Origin of the sequence: Rhizobium sp. BK251, assembly GCF_004345245.1 — a bacterium.
Classification (GTDB): domain Bacteria; phylum Pseudomonadota; class Alphaproteobacteria; order Rhizobiales; family Rhizobiaceae; genus Rhizobium.
Genome location: NZ_SLUQ01000003.1, coordinates 17,125 through 39,095 on the forward strand (window position 1 = coordinate 17,125; position 21,971 = coordinate 39,095).

Here is a 21,971-nt window from a genome sequence, read left to right on the forward strand (position 1 = left end):
GGACTAGATCCAATGCAATGACATCGAATCGGGTCGTCGAAAGACGGCCCGGTTTTTCTTTGTGGTCAATTTCGTTGAAACGACACTTCAGCTTTTCGGATTTGACCCCGGTGCAGCTGCCGTGAAACGCTCCGGCTTTAGGGATTCGACGATGGGGGCGTTTTACGATGGAAGAGGAATACACCGGAGCATGCCTTTGCGGCGCCGTAAGGCTTCGGGCGCGCGGGCAACTGACGGAGGTCGTCGCCTGCCATTGCTCGCAGTGCCGTCGCCAGACCGGGCTTTACTATGCGGCGACTGATATCGCTGACGAGGACCTGCAGATCGAGGGCGAGGAGAACATCTCCTGGTATCGTGCCAGTTCCTCTGCCCAGCGCGGCTTCTGTCGCAGCTGCGGATCGGCCCTGTTCTGGAAGGGGGATGGTGCGCGGCACATTTCGGTGATGGCGGGGCTCTTCGATCGGTCGGCGCCTCTCAAGCTCGCCTATCACATCTATTGCGCAGACAAGGCCGACTTCTACGAAATCGAAGACGATCTTCCCCACTATCCGCAGGGGCGGCCGTCTCCGTCGGGTTCGAATCCGGGCCTGGCATGAAGCCTCTCAGCCCTGGACGTCGAGTGACTTGGAAATACGCGTCACGTCTGCGCGTAGCGCAGCGAGTTCCGCCAGCACCTGCATATCGATCTTCTGATGCAAGGATAAAACCTCCAGCTCAGACTTCAGATTGACCTCGTAATCCTTCGCTGCCTCGAAGCGATCCCGTTCGGCCTGGCGGTTCTGGGACATCATGATGATCGGCGCCTGGATTGCCGCTATCATGGACAGGATGAGATTGAGGAAGATGAACGGATAGGGGTCGAATGCCCGCGTCAGAAGAATAAACGTATTCAGACTTGTCCAGATGGCCAGAAAAGCCAGAAACGAGATGATGAACGTCCATGAGCCGCCAATGCGGGCAATGTCGTCGGCGAGGCGTTCGCCAACAGATGCCTCAGCGGAGAAGGCGGCGTTTACATCTGTAGAGATGATCCTGCGGTTCTTGGCCTTCTCCAGAACGCGACGCTCCGCCTCGCCAAGATCATCGATATTCTTGTCCAAGTGCTGGTGAAGGAAATTGGGAATATTGTACATGAAGGGCTCCGGTATCCTTTGGTCGGAGCCAGTATTCCGTAATGACTTCACATTGCAATGCGATTCCTGCTCAAATCCGTTTCGCTGCGGTGACGTTGCCGGCTCAGGTGCCGGCGTTCGTCATCCATGCGTGGCTGGGGAAGAAGCGCTCCAGCGTCTGTTCCTTGCCGAACATGATATCGTGCTGGATGTAGCGGTAGTCGCGAATGAGCGGATCGAGCTCCTTTTCCTTCAGCACCCAGTCGGGCGAGGTCCGGTTGTCGCGCGCCACAAGCTGGTAGCGGTCGATGATGCCGTATTTCTTCTGCACGCGGCCAAGGAAGCCGGTGTAGTAGGGATGCTCGTAGCCGGCGAATTTCAGCAGATGGTAGGGCAGGAAGGCGGGGCTGATCGTCCCGATGTCCTTGCGGATGCCCTTCTTGCTCGACCAGATGACAAGCGGCGTTTCGTGCTGCTGCTTCATGATCTCGATCGGCGCCTTGCGGGTGGCGACCTGATCGGCCATGTAGCCGCTGTTCATGTAGACGCTGCCGAGCGGAGGCAGGTGGTCGCCCCAGAGTACGATGATCGTCTCCTTTTCGCGCTTCGAAGCCCAATCCATCAGTGTCTTCAGGCTATTGTCGGCTTCCTTTACACCCTGGGCGTAAGTAGCGAGCGTCTCCCGGTCAGCCTCGGGCAGGTAGCCCTGGACGTCGATCGTGTTGCGGCCATAGCGATGAGCCTCATAGGGCCCATGTCCCTGGAGGGTGACAGCGAAGAAGAAGAAGGGCTTGTCCATGCCGTCTCCCTCGCGGATGATCTCGCGCATCAGCGCGTCGTCGGACGCAAAGATGCCTCGTTTTTCCATAGGCGGCAGGGTTTCCTCGGTACGGAACTCCTCGAAGCCGAAGGCCTTGTAGACCTCGTTGCGGTTCCAGAACCAGCCGCTGAAAGGATGGATGGAGCGTGCCGCATAGCCTTCGCCGCGGAAGAATGTCGCAAGCGACGGCATCTGGTGACGGACATATTGCTGGTAGGGAATGCTGCCATAGGGCAGGAAAGCATTGGAGAAGCCGGTAAGCGCCTCGAATTCGACATTGGCCGTCATGCCGCCGAACTCTGGGGAGAAGACGTTGCCGGACTGCATCGTGCGGACATTCGGCATCGGATCAGGCTTCAGCGTCAATGCGGTCAGCCGCGTCGGATCCCAGAAGGACTCGCTCATCAGCATGATGATGTCCGGCTTCTCGTCAGGACCTGCGAGATAGCCGTAGTTGCGCGAAGGGATCGCATCCAGTGCTTCCGTGCCGAAGCCTGCCGGCGCCTTCACATGCGCCATGGGCAAGTTGAAGGAGAAGGCCAGGATGAAGCCGTTGCTGCGATAGTTTTCCTTCTGGTCCCACATCATCGGGACGACCTGCAGCCGGTCCCGGATCCAGGAATATTGCGAATAGTCCATCAGCGAGACGAATGCGCCGAGCAGCGGCAGGCAGAGCGAGAGCCTTGTCAGGCGAGCGCGCCGCGAAAGCCGGGGAAAATTGCGCCAGGCATAGCGCCAGAAGAGGACCAGGCCGACGATCGACAGGATGACGGTCAACGCCAGGCCGACCGCGGCCCAGGGACGATCCCGGACGATGACGGGCATGAGCTCCATGATCTGCCGGGCGAAAAGGAAATCAGACGGATAGAGCGGGTCGGAGAGGTAGTGCTGCTTCTCGCTTGAGACGAATGCCGGGATGATGACGGCGGGCACGGCGATAAGCGCCGATTGGCCCACTCGACCGAAGACGGCATCCAGCGTCAGCATGAAGAGCATCAGGATGGCGGCCGTCGTCATGCCCGGGCGGGCAGGCGAGGTGAGGAACTCAACGATATCCGTCAGCGAACCGCGCGCGATCCATTCGACCGCAAAGACGATGAGAACTGCAAAAAGAAACGAGACTATGAGGCCCAAGGCTACGCGCGCTGCAGGCGAACGCGCGTAATCAATGGCAATGGCAGGCCGAAATGTTGCGATCCTGCGAACAGATTCGGCCCGGGAAACAGATGCAGCCAACGAGTTCTCCAAAGGTGTCACAAAAACTTTGCACAAATGTCACATTACCGTCATGAACGCTAGATGAACCATTTGGTTTCCGCCGGGCGGTCGTGTTGCGCTGCATGCTTTGTCGGGTGGGACGCAGGTTTTGACGCCTTGAGCGATTGCGAGAAGCTTCCGCGCGCATTAAATGGATGACATGACAGAGGAAAACGCTATCACGCACACGCTGCGCATTGCGGTTGCGCAGCTCAATCCCACGGTAGGCGATGTCGCCGGCAACCTTGCCAAGGCGCGTGAGGCGCGCGCCGCGGCGGCGCGCGAGGGCGCACATTTGCTGCTGCTCACGGAGCTTTTCATTTCCGGCTATCCGCCGGAAGATCTGGTGTTGAAGCCGGCCTTCCTGAAAGCCTGCCTGAAGGCCGTCGAAGATCTCGCCGCCGACACGGCGGACGGCGGCCCGGGTGTGATCGTCGGGTTCCCGCGGCAAGGCCAGGCGGGACGGCACAATTCGGTTGCCGTGCTCGACGGCGGCAAGATCCTCGTGTTCCGCGACAAGATCGACCTGCCGAACTACGGGGAGTTCGACGAGAAGCGCGTCTTTTCCGAAGGCTCCATGCCGGGGCCGGTCAATTTCCGCGGTGTTCGGCTCGGCGTGCCGATCTGCGAGGAGATCTGGAACGATCTCGGCGTTTGCGAGACGCTGGCGGAAAGTGGGGCCGAGATCCTGCTGGTTCCGAACGGTTCGCCCTATTATCGGGGAAAGGTCGATGTTCGCCATCAGGTGGCGTTGCGGCAGGTCATCGAAACCGGATTGCCATTGATTTTTGCCAACCAGCTCGGCGGCCAGGACGAGCTCGTCTTTGATGGCGCAAGCTTCGCCTTCAACGGTGACAAGTCGCTGGCGTTTCAGATGGGCCAGTTCGAGCCTTCGGTAGCGCTTGCCACATGGAAGCGCGGCGAGAGCGGCTGGCGCTGCGCGGAAGGCCCGATGATGCGCATTCCGGAGCACGAGGAGGCGGACTACCGCGCATGCATGCTCGGCTTCCGCGACTATGTGAACAAGAACGGCTTCAAGAACGTCGTGCTGGGTTTGTCGGGCGGCATCGATTCAGCAATCTGCGCGGCCATCGCCGTAGACGCACTGGGAGCGGAGCGGGTGCGCACGGTCATGCTGCCCTACCGCTACACCTCCGAGGATTCGCTGAAGGATGCGGCCGACTGCGCCAAGGCCCTTGGCTGCCGTTATGACATCGTGCCGATCGAGGAGCCGGTGACAGGCTTCGGCTCGGCCCTTTCCGACCTTTTCGAGGGAACCGAAAGCGGGATCACCGAAGAAAACCTGCAGAGCCGCGCGCGCGGGACCATCCTCATGGCGATCTCGAACAAGTTCGGTTCGATGGTCGTCACTACCGGCAACAAGTCGGAAATGTCGGTCGGCTATGCGACGCTCTACGGCGACATGAACGGCGGCTTCAATCCGATCAAGGACCTCTACAAGATGCAGGTCTATTCGCTGTCGCGCTGGCGCAACGAGCATGTGCCAGCCGGCGCGATGGGGCCTTCGGGCGTGGTGATCCCACAGAACATCATCGACAAGGCGCCCTCAGCCGAACTCAGGCCGAACCAAACCGACCAGGATTCGCTGCCCCCCTATCCGGCCCTCGACGACATCCTCGAATGCCTTGTCGAGAAGGAGATGGCAGTCGAGGAGATCGTCGCGCGCGGCCACGACGTTGCCACCGTCCACCGTGTCGAGCATCTGCTCTATCTCGCCGAATACAAGCGCCGCCAGTCTGCGCCGGGCGTAAAGATCACCAAGAAGAATTTCGGCCGGGACCGACGCTATCCGATCACCAACCGCTTCAGAGACCGTTGATTGGTAAGCGTCTTTGCGCGTCGTCCATGGGTTGCAAAGTGACGCTTGAAAATCTACATACTACTTTAGTCGTAGAACCCATGTGTTTTCGCGGGTGCCTAAAAAATGCCCCTCTCTGGACGTTTGGGTACGGCGGACGACAGGGAGGACGGTGGAGGAGATGCCTGTCCCAATCCCTAGCGGTATGGGCGCGGCCTTGGCTCGCGTCTTGTGGCAGGCGGAGTTTGAATGCGTAGTTCAGTTGAAATCTTCAATGTGCGTAACCGTGAATCGCGGATCGTCTGGCAGACTGAGCGACTTGTAGAGGCGCCAAATTTCTCACCGGACGGGACTTATCTGCTGGTGAACGGCGACGGGCTTCTTTACCGGATTGCACTCGATGACAAGACCGAAATCCAGCACGTCGACACCGGCTTCGCCACGCGATGCAACAACGACCACGGTATTTCGCCTGATGGTTCGTTGATTGCCATTTCCGACAAGACGGAATTCGGCAAGTCCTGCATCTACATCCTGCCGGCAACTGGCGGGACGCCGCGCGTAGTCACCCGAAACCTGCCTTCGTACTGGCATGGCTGGTCGCCGGACGGGAAGCGCGTTACCTATTGCGGCATTCGCGATCAGGTGTTTGACATCTACACGATCTCCATCGACGGCGGCGACGAGACGCGGTTGACCCACGGCGAGGGACGCAACGACGGTCCCGACTGGTCGGCCGACGGGCAGTGGATCTATTTCAATTCGAGCCGCACGGACCTCATGCAGATCTGGCGCATCCATCCGGACGGCACAGGTCTCCAGCAGGTGACAGACGACAACTACGGCAACTGGTTTGCCCATCCGTCGCCGACGAACGACAATGTCGTGCTGCTCTCCTACGATCCCGACGTCTTCGATCATCCCCGCGACCTGCACGTGCGGCTGCGGCTGATGGATATGGACGGCGGCAACCTCACGACGCTTTTCGAACTCTTCGGCGGGCAGGGCACGATCAATGTGCCGAACTGGTCGCCCGACGGAAACGAATTTGCCTATGTCCGCTACTTTCCCGCCGCTTGATATCGGCGCGGATTGAGGCCATAGGAACTTACGTCAGGTGCCTGCGCCGCAGGAGAATCGGGAATCCGGTGCGAGACCGGAACGTGCCCAACGCTGTAAGGCAGACGCCCGCCGCATCGAAACGCCACTGGCCATCGGCCGGGAAGGCCGCAGCAGGCGGATGAAGCCAAGTCAGAAGACCGGCCTGTCGAGATAGACTGACCCGCGCGGACGGCGGGCGGTTGCGTTGTTGGGGATTTGACGATGCGACCCTTGAATGAAGCCGCTCTCGTAGCGGCATCCGCCTTTTCAGAAGACGAGCGCGCGGCCGTCTATCATGCGATCACGACGCGGCGCGACGTGCGCAATGAGTTCCTGCCCGATCCGTTGCCGGAGGACGTCGTCGGAAGACTGCTCGAGGCCGCCCATCACGCGCCTTCCGTGGGTTTCATGCAGCCGTGGAACTTCATCCTCGTGCGCGACGCCGAGAAGAGGCGGGCGGTCTGGAACGCTTTCGATCGTGCGAACCGCGAGGCGGCGCTGATGTTCGAAGGCGAGAGGCGGGACAAATACCGCTCGCTGAAGCTCGAAGGCATCATGACGGCGCCCCTCGGCATATGCGTGACCTGCGATCCGACGCGCGGTGGCAGCGCCGTGCTCGGCCGGACGCACAATCCGCGCATGGATTCCTATTCGACCGTCTGTGCAATCCAGAACCTATGGCTCGCCGCGCGCGCGGAAGGCATTGGTATCGGCTGGGTCAGCATCTACCACGAGACCGACCTCAAGGAGATATTCGGCATCCCCGACCATGTCGAAATCGTCGCCTGGCTCTGTGCCGGCTACGTGAAGGAACTCTACGAGGAGCCGGAACTCGCGGTGAAGGGCTGGCGGCAGAGGCTACCGATCGAGGAACTGGTCTTTGCGGAGCAGTGGGGCGAACGGTCGCGCTGACGGCGTTCATTGCTGCTGCGGCTGTGGACCGGTCACGGCGGGGTTCTTCAGGTCGATGTTGCCCTGGTCGTTCGCGAGGAATTGCGGGCCGACCTGTCGCACCGTGCTCTTTGCGGGGTCGTAAGGTTTTTCCGCCGGCGGGACGACAGGTGCGGCGGCGGCAGATGTCGGCGGTTTGGTCTCGATCCGGGTGATCGAACCCTGCTGCGGCGCCGGCGCCGGCTTTTCGCGCATCTGCTCATAATAGGCGGAGAGATTGCAGGTGCAGGAAGATTTCTCGCCGGGCGGCCGGTTTCGATAGACGAACGCGTTCGGCATGGCGCTGTATGGAGCGCCCGTCGAGGCCGAAATCATATCCGCAGTCTCCTGTTCGCCGAGGAAGCGATAGAAGAGCTCGGTCTCAACGCCGGGGCACATCCTGGCACACTTGTCCGCATCCCGCTGGAAATCCTCCGGAGCGGCGCTGGACGAGAGCGGGAAGAAGCCTCCATCGCAGGTGCGTACACACACAGTGCTGATATTGCTTGGCGCGCCGCGATAGGAGGGGTAACCGCGCATGTCGGATTGGTATCCGTTCAATGCGGGAATGAAAGTCTCACCCGAAATACCGCGGTTGTTGCCGTACGGGTCCGGAAAATCCGGATCGCGCGCGACCGCAACCTCATCGTTACAGCCGTTTTCGTCCAATGAGGCGAGCAGATGGTCGCGAAGGTCGTCGTCCATGCCTGACCGGGCGGCGTCGTCTCTCATCGCGGTCAGATTGCGGATATTCTCCCGCATCCGGTCGAGCGAAGTGGCGAGCTCCTGGCAGAAGCCGGCGGTGTCACCGTCTACGACGACGATGCTGTTGTCGGCGCAGCGGTAGCGGCGCAGGTCGTTCTGCGCCTTGCGTATCTCGAGATTCTGCTGAGTGATGGCGCTGGAATATTTTCGTACCTCGGGACTGCCGCCGACCATCCTCGGCATATCGGCAAGGCGCAGCCTCAGATCCTCGCAGATGGAGAGCGGCTGTGCGGTCGCAGAGGTGGCCGCGAGCGTCGCGAGGCAAACAAGGTAGAGGCTCCAGCGTTTCACGGGTTGGTCCTTCACGACCGGTCGGTTGTCTGAGCCCGTTGAAAGGCCTGATGATCTCGCGGGTTGCGGAGAGCATAAAGCCTCGCAGGGCAGCCTACTTTAGCAGGATGCCATGCGAGAATGATAGCACTGGGCAAAAATATGTCGTCTTCGCCCATAGATTGCATTTTCCGCAATCAAGCGGCGCGTGCCAGCTCCAGTGTCGTGTCTTGCTCGAGCAGGCTGCCCTGGATGTCGGCGATCTCCTTCATCTTGTCGAGAAGCGCCTCGTTGACTTCCCAGGCGATGGCTACGGCGTACACCGAGCCGATCCTCTGGGGCTCGCCGATGCGTTCGCCGGGGCATCCCATGCGCCGGAACATACGCTCCAGGAACACGTCCGTCACTGTCACGATATGGGACACGCCGGAAGAGAGGCCGAGCTCACCCACACCGCACATGAGTTCGGCGGCTGCGACCGTGACCTGGTTCGAAGATCGGTCCTGGGAGATTTCCGGATCGATGCAGAAGCGGCTGGACTCCCAAATGCTGGGGTTGCGGATCTTCGGATGGTCGCCGAGGAGGATCGGAAAGGTGTCGTCCAGCATGTTGGGACCGTTCGTAGGCAGAAGCCTCAACGCGCCACGCAGACGGCCCGTCTGGGGCGAATAGGAGAGGACGTAAAGGGGGTTAGAGCGGTCGTAATCGTCGATTTCCCACTCGTCCTGCACGTTCACGTCCCATTTCAGCAGGTCGTTGAAGACGCGCTTGCGCAGGCGGAACATGTCGTCCATGGCGCGGGGATGTTGGCGGCGGTTGCTTCCGTTGAAGAGCTTGATCATTGCAGTCTCCCGTTGGTGAGTACGGGCGGAAGACTGACAAAAGAATATCCCATTGTTAAACTGTCGGTAGTGACAGTTTATGCTGCATCAATAAGTTGGTATATGGTTACTGTTTTGGCTATGCTTGAGGTATAAGGCCGCGCCAAACTGCTTCTGCTACTGCCTGGGTATTGGAGACTACGTCAAGCTTCCGACGGGCATTGCCCATGAAGAAGCGGACGGTCCGTTCGGAGATGCCGAGAATGGTCGCGATCTCCCAGTAGCTCTTGCCGGCCGCCGACCAGTGCAGCACCTCGCGTTCGCGCGGTGTCAGGCTGGGTGCGTCTTCGAAAACGTCGTCCACGAGTTGTTCGGAGTCGACGAGGGCGGCATGAAAAAGCGCGGATAGCGTGTGTATGTCGCGGCCGTAGTGACGGAGATAGATCGGCAGATCGGCTTGCGGAACGGGTACGCTGATGGAGAGCACCGCCGCGCGCCCGGCAGGCGAGACGAGCGGATAGGATATGCCCTGCACCGGCAGATCGAGCAATGTTGCAAGCGAGAACAGGGGCTTGAGCACCGGCATCCGTTCGCGCAGCGCGCCATGTTCCAGCGGGCGGACCGAGGACAGCATCACTCGCAAGGCCGCAAGGAGGACGCCGTTACCGAGTTCGACGAGAGCGCGTTCGTGGGAATGGGGCAGAGTGTGATGCAGCCGGTGCAGGCGAACCGACTTCGCCAAGGGTATCACGTCCGCGTAGAAGAGATGCGCTATCCCGTAGGTCGCGCGCATTCGGGCGAAGAATTCGTGCGGTTCGATCGGCTTGTGCCCTTCCAGCCAATCCAACAAGTCGAAATATCCCTGTCTGGTCGCCATATCGTGAACCCTAAGACGTACAAGGATGAATATCGGTTCCGTTCGTCTAGGCGTCCAGAACATTTCAGGGCACGCCCCCTTTTAAGGGGGGCGCGACAGGGTCCGAGTTCATCTCGGCCCGAAGTTTGACCCTCCGAAGAGGGGGCGTCAGGCCGGATGAGACGCTTCGACCACGGCGAGTGCCGCCATATTCACCACGCCACGCGACGTAACGGAAGGCGACAGAATATGTGCGGGCATGGCGGCACCGAGCAAAATGGGTCCGACATGCAGGCCGTCTGTCATTGTCTTCACGACGCCGAGCGTGATGTTTGCGGCATCCAGATTGGGAAAGACTAGCAGGTTTGCCTCGTCGGACAACGTGCTGTCCGGCATGACACGCCTGCGAAGAGCTTCGGAAATCGCGCTGTCTCCATGCATTTCGCCGTCGACTTCCAGATCGGGGGCGGCCTCGCGTACGAGACGAAGGGCTTCGCGCATCTTGGTAGCGCTGACAGAGTCGCGCGATCCGAAATTCGAATGCGAGACCAGGGCCGCCCGCGGCGTGATACCGAAACGCTGGATTTCCTGGGCGGCGAGAACCGTGGATTCTGCGATCTCCTCGGCCGAGGGATCGAAGGTCACGTAGGTATCGGTGAAGAAGGTCGCGCCGCGCTGGGAGATCAGCAGGCTGAGTGCGGAGAAATCCTGAACGTCTTCACGCTTGCCGATGATCAGGCGCACGTCGCGCAGGTGTTTCTCGTATCGGCCTTCCAGGCCGCAGATCAGCGCATCGGCCTCGCCGCGCCGCAGCGCAAGCGCGCCGATGACGGTGGCGTTGGTTCGAACGATCGTGCGCGCGGCTTCCGGGATGACGCCGCGGCGGCCGACCAGCGAGAAATAGAGGTCGACATATTCACGGAAGCGCGGATCGTCTTCCGGATTGATCACGGCGAAATCGGAGCCGGGCCTGATCTTGAGGCCATAGCGCTTCAGGCGCGTCTCGATGACCTGCGGGCGGCCGATCAGGATCGGCACTGCGATCTTTTCCTCGAGCAGCACCTGCGCGGCACGCAGCACGCGCTCATCCTCGCCTTCCGAGAAGACGACACGCTGGCGTTCTGCTGTCTTGGCGGATGCGAAGATCGGCTTCATGACGAAGCCTGAACGGAAGACGAAGCGGTTCAGCTGGTCGAGATAGGCGTCGAAATCGGCGATCGGACGGGTCGCGACACCACTTTCCGCGGCAGCCCTGGCGACGGCCGGGGCGATGCGCAGGATGAGGCGCGGATCGAAGGGCGAAGGGATAAGGTAATCCGGGCCGAAGATCGGCGTATCGCCGGAATAGGCGCGTGCGGCAACGTCAGACGGCTCCTCGCGGGCGAGAGAGGCGATCGCGCGGACCGCCGCCATCTTCATCTCTTCATTGATCGTCTGGGCGCCGCAATCAAGCGCGCCGCGGAAGATATAGGGGAAGCAGAGGACGTTGTTGACCTGGTTCGGGAAATCCGAACGGCCGGTACAGATCATCGCGTCCGGGCGGGCCGCACGGGCGAGATCCGGCATGATCTCCGGCGTCGGATTGGCGAGCGCCATGATCAGCGGCTTGGGCGCCATCTGAGCAAGGAGTTCCGGCTTGAGGACGCCGGCGGCAGAAAGGCCGAGGAAGACGTCCGCATCGGTGATCGTCTCGGCAAGGTTCCGCTTGTCTGTCTTCTGGGCATAGACGGACTTCCATTCGTCCATGAGCTCGACACGACCCTCGTAAACAAGGCCCTCGATGTCGTTCACCCAGATGTTCTCTCGACGCGCGCCGAGGATCACCAGCAGGTTCAGGCAGGCAAGTGCGGCCGCACCCGCTCCGGAGGCGACGATCTTGACCTGGCTGATGTCCTTGCCGGCAAGTTCCAGCCCGTTGAGGATCGCCGCGGCGACGATGATGGCGGTTCCATGCTGGTCGTCATGGAAGACCGGGATCTTCATCTTTTCCCGCAGGCGGCGTTCGACTTCGAAACACTCCGGTGCCTTGATGTCCTCGAGGTTGATGCCTCCGAACGTCGGTTCAAGCGAGGAGATCGTGGCCACCATCTCGTCGACGGTCGGCGCATCGACCTCGATGTCGAAGACATCGACGCCGGCAAACTTCTTGAAGAGTACGGCCTTGCCTTCCATGACCGGCTTCGAGGCGAGAGGGCCGATATTGCCGAGTCCGAGCACCGCCGTGCCGTTCGATACGACACCTACAAGGTTTGCGCGGGACGTGTAGTCCGCGGCCATCTCGGGATTGTCACGGATCGCAAGGCAGGGTGCGGCAACACCGGGGGAATAGGCGAGCGCGAGGTCGCGCTGGTTGCCGAGAGGCTTGATGGCCTGGATTTCCAGCTTGCCAGGGCGTGGGTAGCGGTGAAAGAAGAGTGCTTGCTCGTCGAGATTACCGCCCGTCAGATCCTTCTGCGCTTTCGATCTTTCGGCATTGTCCATAACGCTGTCTCCATTCACAAGCACTGCATTCTAAGAACCTGCATACATCAATCAGCCGGACTGCACAGTACGGAAATTGCGGCAGCGCAAAGAATTCGTCTTTGTGTATCAAAGCGGGACAGCTTCGTTAAGAAAACCTGTCCCGCCGCAGGCGGCGGGACAGAAAAGGCATGTTTTGACGTATTTTTACTGCGTCAGCATACCGCGCATTTCGCCGGCGAAGGTCTTCAGCGCGGCGTCTTCCGGGGCTTGTCCGAGCACGATCGACTGCCAGACCGAAGGCTCCTTGGCGCGGATCGCAGGCATTGCCGGCGGGCGCGAACGGACGAAGGCGACGTCGAGCTGCTTGATCGCAACCGAGTAGCCGGGCTCCTTGGCGATCGCCTCCTTGGCCATCGGGACCTCTGCCGTTCCCTTCATGATCGGCAGGTAGCCGGTCTCGACGAAGGTGATGGCGTTGATCTCGGGATTGGAGATGAATTTCAGGAAGGCCCAGGCGCCGGCCTTGTGTGCCTCGTCCGATGCGGCATTGATGCCGATCGTCGCACCGCCGATCGGTGCGGCGCATTTTGCGTCGCATGGCAGAGCAGCCACGCCCAGCTCAAACTTCGCCGCCTTGCGAAGCTGGCCGAAGTCGCCAGTCGAGGCGAAGCCGATCGCCGACTGGCCGCTGGTGAAATACTGGTTGTTGAGCTTCTCGTCGACGGCGGTGGGTTCAGGCGAAACCTTGTACTTGCGTACCAGGTCGGCCATGAAGCCGTACGCGCGGACCGTCGGTTCGCTGTCCATCAGGACGGAGTTGTCCTTGGGGTCGACCCATTCGCCACCGGCCTGTGCGACGAAGGCCCAGCGAACGAACTGGCCGAGGCCGGTTACGCCCCACTGCTTGGTTTCCGCGCCATTGCGGATCGTGAGCTTCTGAGCCGCTTCGAGCAGCGCATCCCAGGTCTTCGGCGGGTTCTCAGGATCGAGGCCTGCGGCGCGGAAATAGTCCTTGTTGTAGAACATGACCGGCGTCGAGACGTTGAAGGGCAGGACATAGGACTTGCCGAGATATTTCGGTCCTTCGAGAGCGAAGGACTGATATTGGTCGATGAAGGCAGGACCTTCCTTCTCCAGATATGGATCGAGCGGCTCAAGCACGCCGGAATCGGCGAACAGGCCGTAGCGGGTGACTTCGAGCATCATCAGGTCTGGTCCGGTGCCGGCGGGCAGGGCTGCCTGCAGCTTCGTGGTCGTGTCGTCGTAGTTGCCGGTGAACTCGGCCGTGACCTTGTAGTCGGACTGGGAGGCGTTGAACTTCTCGACGATCTCGTTGACGGCGTCCGTGCCGTTGTTCGACAGCGAATGCCAGAACGTCACATCGACGGGCTGGGCCTGAGCGGCCTGTCCAGCCAGAAGCGCGATCGCCGCGGATGCGCCGATCAAAAAAGACTTGAATGTCACGGGTGGTCTCCTTTTGGGCCATTTGGGTGCGGCGGCCACATGGGGCCGCCGGGGCGGCGCGAACATAGGGAGGACGGATGACACAGCGATGACGCATGCGAGCGTCACATGACGTTCATGGAGCGGGCATAAGACAGCCGACCACGCAAGGAATCGAATGACCACCGAAATGACACGAAAGCTTCGTCCCTACCTCTATCTGCTTCCCTGTCTCGCGCTTCTTGGTCTCTTCGTGTATTGGCCAATTCTCTATTCGGCGTGGCTCAGCCTGCACAAGACGAACATACTCAGTGGCAAGTCCACCTTCGTCGGCCTGGCGAACTATCAGCATCTGCTTGGCGGCGCGGAATTCAGGCACTCCCTCTGGGTCACGTTCCTGCTGATGCTGATAAGCGTGCCGCCGCGGTTGCTGCTTGCGCTTGCTCTCGCGCATCTCCTGCGGGAGACAAGCTGGTTTGCGCGGATGTTGAGGGGTGTCTATTTTCTCCCCTATGTGACGAGCTCGGTCGCGATCTCGGTCATATGGAGCTGGATGTTCAATACGGATATCGGCTTCGTCAACGGCGCGCTTGGGCTGCTGGGCCTTGGCCGCCTGCCGTGGTTCCAGGACGTCAACCTGGCGGTGATCGCGGTCGCGATCGTCTCGATCTGGAAGCAGCTCGGCTACGACATCCTCCTGTTCATCGCGGGGCTCAACACCATTCCCGAGGATTACTACGAGGCGGCGAGGATCGACCGGGCAGGGCGCTGGCGCCGCTTCAAGGACATTACCTTTCCGCTCGTCGCGCCAACGACGCTCTTCCTGCTCATCGTCTCCATCATCGACAGCTTCCAGATATTCACGATCGTCGATGTCATGACCGAGGGCGGTCCGGCCAACGGAACGAATGTCCTGATGTACTACCTCTACTATCTTGGTTTCATATCCTTCGATGTATCGACGGGTTCGGCGCTTGCCATCCTTCTCTTCCTCGGTCTTGTCGCCATCACGCTCGCCAAGCTCGCATTTGCCAAGGATCGGGTGAACTATGACCTTGCCTGACCGCCTTTTCCGGCTGATCGCCTGGGGTGCGACGCTGGCGCTCGCCATCGCCGTGTTCGTCCCCTTCGTCATCGGGGTGCTGGCGGCGATGCTTGCGCCGAGCGACGTGATGAGCCAGGACATGCGCTTCTGGCCGCTTTTCCCGTCGAACTTCATGCGCGTCTTCACCGAAACGTCGATCGGGCACTATTTCCTGAACTCGATCCTGATCGCGACCGCGACGATGGTCGGCACGATGGTTACGTCGATCCTGGCGGCCTATGCCTTCACGCGCATGGAGTTCCCCGGCCGCACGGTGCTCTTCTGGGCGGTGCTTGCCACGCTCACCGTTCCCGAGCTCATCTGCATTATTCCGAACTACTTGCTCATGGCCAAGCTGAAGCTCGTGCCGAGCATCTGGGCTGCAATCATCCCGCAGCTCGCCTCAGGTTTCACCACGTTCTTCCTGCGCCAGCATTTCCTCGGCGTGCCGGTGATGTACGACGAGGCGGCGCGACTTGATGGCGCCAGGCATTTCAGGATCCTCGTCGACATCCTCGTGCCGATGACCTGGCCCGTGATCGCCTCCATGGCATTGTTTTCATTCATTGCGCAGTGGAACTCCTACCTCTGGCCGCTCATCGTGCTGCGCGGCGACAGCCAGACGGTGCAGATCGCGCTTGCGGGTCTGCAGGCGACCGTGCGGGAGCAGCCATTCATTGACTGGCCGCTCATCCTCTCGGCGAGCTGCGTCGTTCTCTTGCCCAGTATCTTTATGTTCTTTCTCGCCGAGCGGCAGCTGGTTCGTGGTGCCGGCCTTGGTGGTCTCAAATAGGAAAGTGATCATTGCAATGACCCTCATAGCATCCCATCGTGGCGGAACGCATCTCTGGCCGGAGAACTCGCGCCTCGCCTTCGACGAAACGACCAAGCTCGATGTCGAACTCGTGGAATTCGACGTGCATCAGACTCGCGACGACGTGCTTGTCGTGCACCACGACGCATTGATCGACCGCATGACCGACGGCAAGGGGCCGATCGGCGACTTCGCCTATGACGATCTGATGAGCCACGTCATCATCGGCAGCGGCGGCGAGACGATCCCGACGCTCGGCGAAACCATCGCGATCTTCAAGCCGTCCAAGGTCGACCTGCGTCTCGAGATCAAGACACGCGAAGACGGACGCGCCTACGAGGGCATGGAGGATCGCATCGTGCGGGAGCTTCTCGCAAGCGGCATGCTGGCCCGATCGATGGTCACCAGCTTCCAGCTTTCCCGCCTTGAAACCTTCGTCGAGGCGCTCGAAACGCACGGTGAGCAGCCGGAGGAAACGCGCGGCCTCGTGTGGCTCTGCTCGCCGGCGATTGTTGCCCATATCGGTTGGAAGGGCACGCTTGCCGCACTGGCAGCCCACCCTGTCAGGGAAATCGGCCTGCGTGCCGAAATGATCGATCCGTCGGTCATGGCGATGTTCGAGGAAAACGGCGTGGTCGTCCATGGCTGGGCGGCTCATACGACGGAGGCTGCGCGGACGATGTTTGCGCTTGGCGTCGCAAGTTTCACCACCGACCGGCCGGATCTCGCCATCGCCGCGCGGCCGGATTGAGCAGCCCACAACCTCTGCACACAGCCTATGTCATCTTCCTGAAACAAGAGTCTGATTTTGGAAGGGCAGGTTAAAGCTTGGGCACCGGCCCGACGTTCGTGGATGGAACTATGGACACGCGACACTTCCGAACATTGTTTATTTCGGACGTCCATCTCGGCTCCAAGGCGGCCAAGGCGGACTATCTTCTTGATTTCCTGCGTTATCACGAAGCCGACACGGTCATCCTTGTCGGCGATATCGTTGATGGGTGGCGCCTGAAACGCAGCTGGTACTGGCCACAGGACTGCAATGACGTCGTGCAGAAGTTGCTTCGCAAGGCGCGCAAGGGCACGCGCGTCGTCTATATTCCGGGCAATCACGACGAGTTCCTGCGCGACTTTCCCGGCATGCATTTCGGTGGCATCGAAGTCGCCGAGCGGATGATGCACGAGGGTGCGGACGGCAAGAGGTACCTGGTCCTGCATGGCGACGAGTTCGACGTCGTGGTGCGTAATGCGCGATTGCTCGCCTATCTCGGCGACTGGGCCTACGACACGGCGGTCCGCATCAATATCGTGCTGGCCGCCATTCGCCGCCGCCTCGGCATGCCGTACTGGTCCTTCTCCGCCTGGGCAAAGCTCCAGGTGAAGCATGCGGTGAACTTCATCGGTGAGTTCCAGCGTGTCGTGGTCGAGGAAGCGCGCCGCAGCGGTGCGGATGGCGTCATCTGCGGTCATATCCATCATGCCGTGATCGAGGATATGGATGGGGTGCGCTACATCAACACCGGCGACTGGGTGGAGAGCTGCACCGCGATTGCCGAACATCATGACGGCACCTTCGAGTTGCTGACCTGGCGGACGATGGAAAGCACGACGACTGCTCTCCCGGCGCTCGAGCACATTGGAGACACTCTCGGCGTCAGGGCGGCCTGACGTCCGGTTCCGCTGCCGTCGGCCGGCCGTCGCCGCGGCCATCAAGCTGGAAGGCGCAATCTTATGCACGCTTGACGCGCTTTTATCCGCGTGATGAAAATTCTTGCAATCAGCGCTCAAGTTTTTCTGGCTTTTGCTTTTGCGGCGTATATGTTGCTCCTATAGTGCCGAATATACTTGTCGAATAGCACGCCAGGGGGAGTGATGCTGCCTTCCTTCTGGGCTGGATGGGCTGCCTATTGGAGGAGTACATGCGACGTACACTTTGGACTATTCCGGTCGCCACAATTTCTCTCTGCATTTTCTCTCAAGCCGCAACAGCGGTTGAAATACCTCATCGCCCGAATATTCCTGCCGACACGCAGATCGTGCCGGTGGCGCAGGGCTGCGGGCCGGGCTTCTGGCGCGGGCCGTGGGGCGGTTGCCGGAACACGCCCTATAGAGGCGCGCTTCCGGGAGGCGGCTGGGCCGGCCCTCCGCCGGGTGGCTGGGGCTATTATGGCAACGGATGCCCGGTGGGCTATTGGCGCGGGCCCTGGGGCCATTGCCGCGATACGCCTTATCACGGCCGCCTGCCGAACGGCTCGTGGCAGTAAGCGACAGCTCAACGGGGACGACAGAGATGAAACGATTGACGCTCACGACGGCATTCGCGGTGATCGGGCTTTGGATCGCCGGTGGACAAGGCGCTCATGCCCAGCAGGCCAATGCGACCGGCCAAACGAACGAGGCGGGAGGTCCGCCCGATCTGCCGGTCGTCGAACTCTATACGGCAGCCGACGCGGCAGCGGTCCTCAATGCCCGGCTGATCGCACTGAAGACGGTGCTGGAACTCAATGCCGACCAGGAGAAACTCTGGCAACCCGTGGAGACGGCGATCCGCGATATCGCGGCGAAGGCGGCGCAACGCGCGCAGGAACGCCAGAAGCTTGATCCTCCCTCTGACTTCCTCGATGTCCTCGATCGCATCGCGGACGCGGAGAAGGTGCGTGCGCAGGAGATCAAGTCTTTCGTCGCTGCTGCCAAGCCCCTTGTCGCCTCGCTCTCGGAGGAACAGAAGCGCCGCGCGCCAGCCTTTCTCGGCATGATCGACAGCGCCGACGGCCCGCAGCCAACCCGCGACCTGTGGCTGTTCGAGGCCGAGGAAAACTGACCGGGAATCCGATTAGCGGTTGGGCTCGGAGACGACGCTGAAACGTTGCAGGCTGACGACAGGCGAGGCTTTTTTCGGAAGGGCCGAGCCTGGGGCTATTTCTCGCCATAGTCGCCCTTAGGTTGACGTGATAGGCACGGATTCGTTTTCCTTCAGGTCGATCAATGATTCCCGCAAAGACCGCTTCTCGGGGCGAGGGTGCGCCGCCGCGCTTCCAGTTGCTCAGCGCCCTCTCGTATTGCGCGCCGCTGCTCGTCAACGGCATCGCACTGCCCTTCTTCCCGGTCTGGCTGGAGGGGCTGCGTTTCAGCGATCACGAGATCGGCGTCATCCTTGCCATTCCCTTGGTTGTTCGCGTCATTGTTGCGCCGATCGTGGCCATGTATGCCGACCGGATGAAGGAACGGGCGAACGTTCTCCTTTGGTCGGGCGGACTGTCGCTGCTGACGGCCATCGCCCTCTATTGGGCCAATGGTTTCTGGCCGGTCCTGATCATCTACAGCCTGCAGGGCGCGACATTTGCACCCTATGTCCCCGTGGTGGAATCGATCGTCATTTCGGGCGTGAGACGCTGGGGCTTGGACTATGGCTCGATGCGTGTCTGGGGCTCCGTCGCCTTCATCTTCGCCACGATCATCGGCGGCCAGCTGATCGGCAAGTGGGGAGGTGCGATGGTGCTTCCCGTGATGGTCTTCGGCTTTGCGACGACCGTCGGCATGGCTCTCTTCTGTCCGCGGATCGGGCCGACGCGCCGCCATGGCCAGCCCGTCAACCTGACGATGCCGAACGGCAGTTCGCTGCGGCAGGTCCACCTGCTGGTGCTGCTGCTGGGCGTGGCGATCCAGCAGTCCAGCCATGCAATGCTCTTCACCTTCTCCTCGATCTACTGGCACAAGCTTGGCTTTTCCGGAACCGAAGTCGGCATACTTTGGAGTGCCGGCGTGTTCTCCGAGGTGATGGTGTTCTTCCTGTCGCGCTTCATCGCGCGCCGTTTCAGCGCCTGGACAATGATCCGCTTCGGCTGTGCCGTATGCGTTTGCCGCTGGATCCTCTTTCCGATGAATCTCGGCTTTGCAGGCTATTTCGCCCTGCAATGCCTCCATTCCTTCACCTACGCATTCGTGCATACTGGTGTGCAGCGCCGCATCGTCGAGACCGTGCACGAATCGCAGGAATCCTCGGCGCAGGGCACCTATTTCTTCTACAACGGCATGTTCCTGGGACTGATGACGATTGCCTCCGGCTATATCTATGCCTGGATCGGCCTTGCCGGATTCTACATCATGGCGCTCGTCGCGCTGGTCGGCCTGCTGCTCGTCATCCTCGCCTGGTATCTTCAGCCCCAGAGCGCTCTCTCCGGCGGGAAGACCAGGGAAGCGTCGTAACGCAGGCCCGGCTCGCGATCCCTGGCGAGCAGAAGCGGACCGTCGAGATCCGCGAAATCGGCATCCTGGGCGAGTAGCACGGCCGGCGCCATGGCGAGAGATGTGCCGACCATGCATCCGACCATGATGCGGAAGCCCAGCCGCTGCGCCTCGCGCTTCATCGCAAGCGCCTCGGTGAGGCCTCCGGTCTTGTCGAGCTTGATGTTGATCGCATCGTAGCGGCTGCGGAGCTTTGCGAGGTCGCCGGTGTGGTGCACGCTCTCGTCGGCGCAGACGAGGAGGGGGCGCTCTATCGTCGCAAGCAGTTCGTCCTTCCCGGCCGGCAGCGGCTGCTCGACAAGGGCAATGCCCGCTTTTGCAGCGATACGGAGATGGTGGGCGAGGTTGTCTTCCGTCCAGCCTTCGTTCGCGTCCAGGATGATTGCTGCGTCAGGCGCAGCCGCCCGTACCGCCCGGATGCGGCTTTCGTCGTCCGCGGTGCCTACCTTGACCTTGAGCAGGGCCCGTCCGGCGTTTTCGGCTGCTCTGGCCGCCATGGTCTCCGGCTCGCCGAGCGATATCGTGTAGGCGGTTGTCAGCGGTTTCGGCTGGGCAATGCCGACGCGATCGGCCACGGGCACGCCTGATTGCTTTGCCTCGAGGTCCCAGAGTGCACAATCGACGGCGTTGCGCGCTGCACCGGGCTTCATGTGCTCAAGCAGGTCTACCTTTGTCGCGCCCGCCCGGATCTCTGCCGAGGCAGCATCGATCTCGGCGATTACGCTCGCGATGCTTTCGCCGTAACGGCCATAGGGCACGCATTCACCGAGGCCGCGCAGGCCATTTTCCGTAATCGTGCAGGTCACCACGTCCGCCTGCGTCTTCGCGCCACGGGAGATGGTGAAAGCTCCCGCGATCGGGAAGGAAGTCATTTGTGTATCAAGACGACGAGGCATGTTTTTGCTGTTCCGAGCGCATGGAAATTGGCGTTGGCTTGGTTATAGTAACCCGCCGCGCCGAAAGCGAGGAATCCCTGAGTCGCCGACCGCCGCAAGCCTAGAGAGACACAAGAGTTTTGAATTCAGCCAAGTCCAATGCCGCGTCCCTGCAGATCGATGGCCAGCCTGATGGTCCGGGCACGCATGTCCGTCTCGAGGGTAGCTGGCGTAGCGCCAACATTCACGGTGTCCTGAGGAAGGTCGACGAACTCGCGCGCCGGCGCGACGGCGACCTGACGCTCGACCTTTCCGGGATATCGGAAATCGATACCGCTGGCGTCTGGATTGTGAGCCGGCTGAAGGAGGGCGAGGAAGCCAAGGGCAGGAAGGTGACGATCACCGGCTCCAACCCCTATATCGACGAGATGCTCGGCACCTTTTCGGAGAAGCCGGACGAGCCGGAGCCGGAACAGCCGCCTCGCGAAAGTATTGCTGTGCTCGTATTCGCGCCGATCGGCGAGATGGTGTTCGAAGTATGGAACAATCTTGTCGCCGCGATGTATATCCTCGGATCAGCGGTACGCGGGGCGCAGTTGAAGTTCGGGCGCGGTAGCGGCGTTTCGCCGGCTTCGATCGTCAATCAGATCGACCATATGGGCGCGAGAGCGGTTCCCATCATCCTGCTCATGTCCTTCCTCATCGGCGCGATCATTGCCCAGCAGGGCGCTTTCCAGCTGCGCTATTTCGGAGCGGAAGTCTTCGTCGTCGACCTTGTGGGCATCCTGCAGCTCCGCGAGATTGGCGTGTTGTTGACCGCGATCATGATCGCCGGGCGGTCGGGCAGCGCCATCACGGCGGAAATCGGTTCGATGAAGATGCGCGAGGAGGTGGACGCGCTGAAGGTCATGGGCCTCAACCCGATCGGCGTTCTGATCTTCCCGCGACTCGTGGCGCTGACTGTTGCGCTGCCGCTGCTGACGGTCGTCGCGAATTTTGCCTCGCTCGCCGGTGCGGCCTGCGTGGCCTGGGGCTATTCGGGGATCACCTTCGCGAACTTCCTTGCCCGGCTCCATGAGGCCGTAAACCTTTCGACGGTTCTTTCAGGGATGATAAAGGCGCCATTCATGGCTCTCGTGATTGGCATTGTCGCGGCTGTGGAAGGCTTGAAAGTCGGCGGCAGCGCCGAATCTCTTGGCCAGCACGTGACGGCTTCCGTGGTGAAGTCCATCTTCGTCGTAATCCTGATGGACGGACTTTTCGCCATATTCTATGCGGCGATCGACTTTTGAGGAA

Annotated in this window: 20 protein-coding genes and 1 riboswitch; of the genes, 12 read left to right on the top strand and 8 right to left on the bottom strand. The window is 61.0% G+C overall.

All coding sequences use genetic code 11. From position 1 onward, the window contains the following. Positions 1 to 167: 167 nt before the first annotated feature. Positions 168 to 596, top strand: a complete 429-nt coding sequence (locus EV286_RS07170; RefSeq protein WP_132956353.1) for a GFA family protein — start codon at positions 168 to 170, stop codon at positions 594 to 596. A 6-nt stretch (positions 597 to 602) separates the two neighbouring features. Here the strand turns inward: EV286_RS07170 and EV286_RS07175 are convergent, their stop codons facing one another. Together EV286_RS07175 and EV286_RS07180 are read right to left on the bottom strand one after the other, a co-directional pair. After that, the gene (locus EV286_RS07175) at positions 603 to 1,133 is read right to left on the bottom strand and encodes a DUF1003 domain-containing protein (protein ID WP_132956354.1); all 531 of its coding nucleotides are present in this window, start codon (positions 1,131 to 1,133) and stop codon (positions 603 to 605) included. Positions 1,134 to 1,236: 103 nt separating this feature from the next. After that, positions 1,237 to 3,066, bottom strand: a complete 1,830-nt coding sequence (locus tag EV286_RS07180) for an LTA synthase family protein (protein WP_245500641.1) — start codon at positions 3,064 to 3,066, stop codon at positions 1,237 to 1,239. Positions 3,067 to 3,349: 283 nt separating this feature from the next. Here EV286_RS07180 and EV286_RS07185 point away from each other — a divergent pair, with 283 nt between their 5' ends. The 3 genes from EV286_RS07185 (at position 3,350) to bluB (ending at position 7,021) form a co-directional block, all read left to right on the top strand. After that, positions 3,350 to 5,029 carry an NAD+ synthase gene (locus EV286_RS07185; RefSeq protein ID WP_132956355.1) on the top strand — a complete coding sequence of 560 codons (1,680 nt, stop codon included), beginning with the start codon at positions 3,350 to 3,352 and terminating at the stop codon, positions 5,027 to 5,029. Between the two features lie 228 nt (positions 5,030 to 5,257). Next, positions 5,258 to 6,088, top strand: coding sequence for a TolB family protein (locus EV286_RS07190; protein WP_132956356.1), 831 nt, complete (start codon positions 5,258 to 5,260; stop codon positions 6,086 to 6,088). A gap of 18 nt (positions 6,089 to 6,106) precedes the next feature. Beyond that, a riboswitch (cobalamin riboswitch) is annotated at positions 6,107 to 6,291 on the top strand. A gap of 40 nt (positions 6,292 to 6,331) precedes the next feature. Further along, complete coding sequence (gene bluB / locus EV286_RS07195; protein WP_132956357.1) at positions 6,332 to 7,021, top strand: 5,6-dimethylbenzimidazole synthase; 690 nt, start codon at positions 6,332 to 6,334, stop codon at positions 7,019 to 7,021. Between the two features lie 6 nt (positions 7,022 to 7,027). Here the strand turns inward: bluB and EV286_RS07200 are convergent, their stop codons facing one another. From EV286_RS07200 to EV286_RS07220, 5 genes are all read right to left on the bottom strand, one after another. Further along, positions 7,028 to 8,095, bottom strand: coding sequence for a DUF2865 domain-containing protein (locus tag EV286_RS07200; protein WP_132956358.1), 1,068 nt, complete (start codon positions 8,093 to 8,095; stop codon positions 7,028 to 7,030). Between the two features lie 176 nt (positions 8,096 to 8,271). Beyond that, complete coding sequence (locus EV286_RS07205; RefSeq protein ID WP_132956359.1) at positions 8,272 to 8,916, bottom strand: acyl-homoserine-lactone synthase; 645 nt, start codon at positions 8,914 to 8,916, stop codon at positions 8,272 to 8,274. 118 nt (positions 8,917 to 9,034) lie between these two features. Continuing rightward, entirely contained in the window at positions 9,035 to 9,772 is a 738-nt protein-coding gene (locus tag EV286_RS07210) for a LuxR C-terminal-related transcriptional regulator (RefSeq protein ID WP_165932801.1), read from the bottom strand. A 147-nt stretch (positions 9,773 to 9,919) separates the two neighbouring features. Beyond that, positions 9,920 to 12,232 (bottom strand): NADP-dependent malic enzyme, encoded by a 2,313-nt coding sequence (locus EV286_RS07215; RefSeq protein ID WP_132956361.1) that lies wholly within the window; start codon positions 12,230 to 12,232, stop codon positions 9,920 to 9,922. A gap of 186 nt (positions 12,233 to 12,418) precedes the next feature. Next, complete coding sequence (locus EV286_RS07220; protein ID WP_165932802.1) at positions 12,419 to 13,678, bottom strand: ABC transporter substrate-binding protein; 1,260 nt, start codon at positions 13,676 to 13,678, stop codon at positions 12,419 to 12,421. Between the two features lie 157 nt (positions 13,679 to 13,835). Between EV286_RS07220 and EV286_RS07225 the strand changes: the two genes are divergently transcribed. The 7 genes from EV286_RS07225 to EV286_RS07255 all read left to right on the top strand — a co-directional run bounded on the left by EV286_RS07225 (position 13,836) and on the right by EV286_RS07255 (position 19,761). Next, positions 13,836 to 14,720, top strand: a complete 885-nt coding sequence (locus tag EV286_RS07225) for a sugar ABC transporter permease (protein ID WP_245500642.1) — start codon at positions 13,836 to 13,838, stop codon at positions 14,718 to 14,720. Next, entirely contained in the window at positions 14,707 to 15,534 is an 828-nt protein-coding gene (locus EV286_RS07230; RefSeq protein ID WP_132956363.1) for a carbohydrate ABC transporter permease, read from the top strand. The genes EV286_RS07225 and EV286_RS07230 overlap by 14 nt, the downstream gene beginning before the upstream one ends. A gap of 16 nt (positions 15,535 to 15,550) precedes the next feature. Then, positions 15,551 to 16,306, top strand: a complete 756-nt coding sequence (locus EV286_RS07235; RefSeq protein ID WP_132956364.1) for a glycerophosphodiester phosphodiesterase family protein — start codon at positions 15,551 to 15,553, stop codon at positions 16,304 to 16,306. A gap of 110 nt (positions 16,307 to 16,416) precedes the next feature. Next, on the top strand, positions 16,417 to 17,223 hold the full coding sequence (locus tag EV286_RS07240) for a UDP-2,3-diacylglucosamine diphosphatase (RefSeq protein WP_132956365.1): 807 nt from the start codon (positions 16,417 to 16,419) through the stop codon (positions 17,221 to 17,223). Between the two features lie 251 nt (positions 17,224 to 17,474). Continuing rightward, complete coding sequence (locus EV286_RS07245) at positions 17,475 to 17,819, top strand: hypothetical protein (protein WP_245500643.1); 345 nt, start codon at positions 17,475 to 17,477, stop codon at positions 17,817 to 17,819. Positions 17,820 to 17,845: 26 nt separating this feature from the next. Next, entirely contained in the window at positions 17,846 to 18,376 is a 531-nt protein-coding gene (locus tag EV286_RS07250) for a Spy/CpxP family protein refolding chaperone (RefSeq protein WP_132956366.1), read from the top strand. A gap of 164 nt (positions 18,377 to 18,540) precedes the next feature. Then, on the top strand, positions 18,541 to 19,761 hold the full coding sequence (locus EV286_RS07255; RefSeq protein WP_132956367.1) for an MFS transporter: 1,221 nt from the start codon (positions 18,541 to 18,543) through the stop codon (positions 19,759 to 19,761). Here the strand turns inward: EV286_RS07255 and dgcA are convergent. Next, positions 19,713 to 20,696, bottom strand: coding sequence for an N-acetyl-D-Glu racemase DgcA (gene dgcA / locus EV286_RS07260; RefSeq protein ID WP_132956368.1), 984 nt, complete (start codon positions 20,694 to 20,696; stop codon positions 19,713 to 19,715). The genes EV286_RS07255 and dgcA overlap by 49 nt on opposite strands. Positions 20,697 to 20,815: 119 nt before the next feature. On the opposite strand from dgcA, the gene EV286_RS07265 reads away from it, so the two are divergent. Next, the gene (locus EV286_RS07265; RefSeq protein ID WP_132956369.1) at positions 20,816 to 21,967 is read left to right on the top strand and encodes an MlaE family lipid ABC transporter permease subunit; all 1,152 of its coding nucleotides are present in this window, start codon (positions 20,816 to 20,818) and stop codon (positions 21,965 to 21,967) included. Positions 21,968 to 21,971: the final 4 nt, after the last annotated feature.

What these genes read in the sequence shown, in the direction of transcription:
- EV286_RS07225 (WP_245500642.1), top strand. Translation starts at nt 13,836, where the DNA reads ATGACCACCGAAATGACACGAAAGCTTCGTCCCTACCTCTATCTGCTT.
- EV286_RS07240 (WP_132956365.1), top strand. Translation starts at nt 16,417, where the DNA reads ATGGACACGCGACACTTCCGAACATTGTTTATTTCGGACGTCCATCTC.
- EV286_RS07190 (WP_132956356.1), top strand. Translation starts at nt 5,258, where the DNA reads ATGCGTAGTTCAGTTGAAATCTTCAATGTGCGTAACCGTGAATCGCGG.
- EV286_RS07205 (WP_132956359.1), bottom strand. Translation starts at nt 8,916, where the DNA reads ATGATCAAGCTCTTCAACGGAAGCAACCGCCGCCAACATCCCCGCGCC.
- EV286_RS07250 (WP_132956366.1), top strand. Translation starts at nt 17,846, where the DNA reads ATGAAACGATTGACGCTCACGACGGCATTCGCGGTGATCGGGCTTTGG.
- EV286_RS07215 (WP_132956361.1), bottom strand. Translation starts at nt 12,232, where the DNA reads ATGGACAATGCCGAAAGATCGAAAGCGCAGAAGGATCTGACGGGCGGT.
- EV286_RS07170 (WP_132956353.1), top strand. Translation starts at nt 168, where the DNA reads ATGGAAGAGGAATACACCGGAGCATGCCTTTGCGGCGCCGTAAGGCTT.
- EV286_RS07210 (WP_165932801.1), bottom strand. Translation starts at nt 9,772, where the DNA reads ATGGCGACCAGACAGGGATATTTCGACTTGTTGGATTGGCTGGAAGGG.
- EV286_RS07185 (WP_132956355.1), top strand. Translation starts at nt 3,350, where the DNA reads ATGACAGAGGAAAACGCTATCACGCACACGCTGCGCATTGCGGTTGCG.
- EV286_RS07230 (WP_132956363.1), top strand. Translation starts at nt 14,707, where the DNA reads ATGACCTTGCCTGACCGCCTTTTCCGGCTGATCGCCTGGGGTGCGACG.
- EV286_RS07175 (WP_132956354.1), bottom strand. Translation starts at nt 1,133, where the DNA reads ATGTACAATATTCCCAATTTCCTTCACCAGCACTTGGACAAGAATATC.
- EV286_RS07255 (WP_132956367.1), top strand. Translation starts at nt 18,541, where the DNA reads ATGATTCCCGCAAAGACCGCTTCTCGGGGCGAGGGTGCGCCGCCGCGC.
- EV286_RS07235 (WP_132956364.1), top strand. Translation starts at nt 15,551, where the DNA reads ATGACCCTCATAGCATCCCATCGTGGCGGAACGCATCTCTGGCCGGAG.
- EV286_RS07245 (WP_245500643.1), top strand. Translation starts at nt 17,475, where the DNA reads ATGCGACGTACACTTTGGACTATTCCGGTCGCCACAATTTCTCTCTGC.
- bluB (WP_132956357.1), top strand. Translation starts at nt 6,332, where the DNA reads ATGCGACCCTTGAATGAAGCCGCTCTCGTAGCGGCATCCGCCTTTTCA.
- dgcA (WP_132956368.1), bottom strand. Translation starts at nt 20,696, where the DNA reads ATGCCTCGTCGTCTTGATACACAAATGACTTCCTTCCCGATCGCGGGA.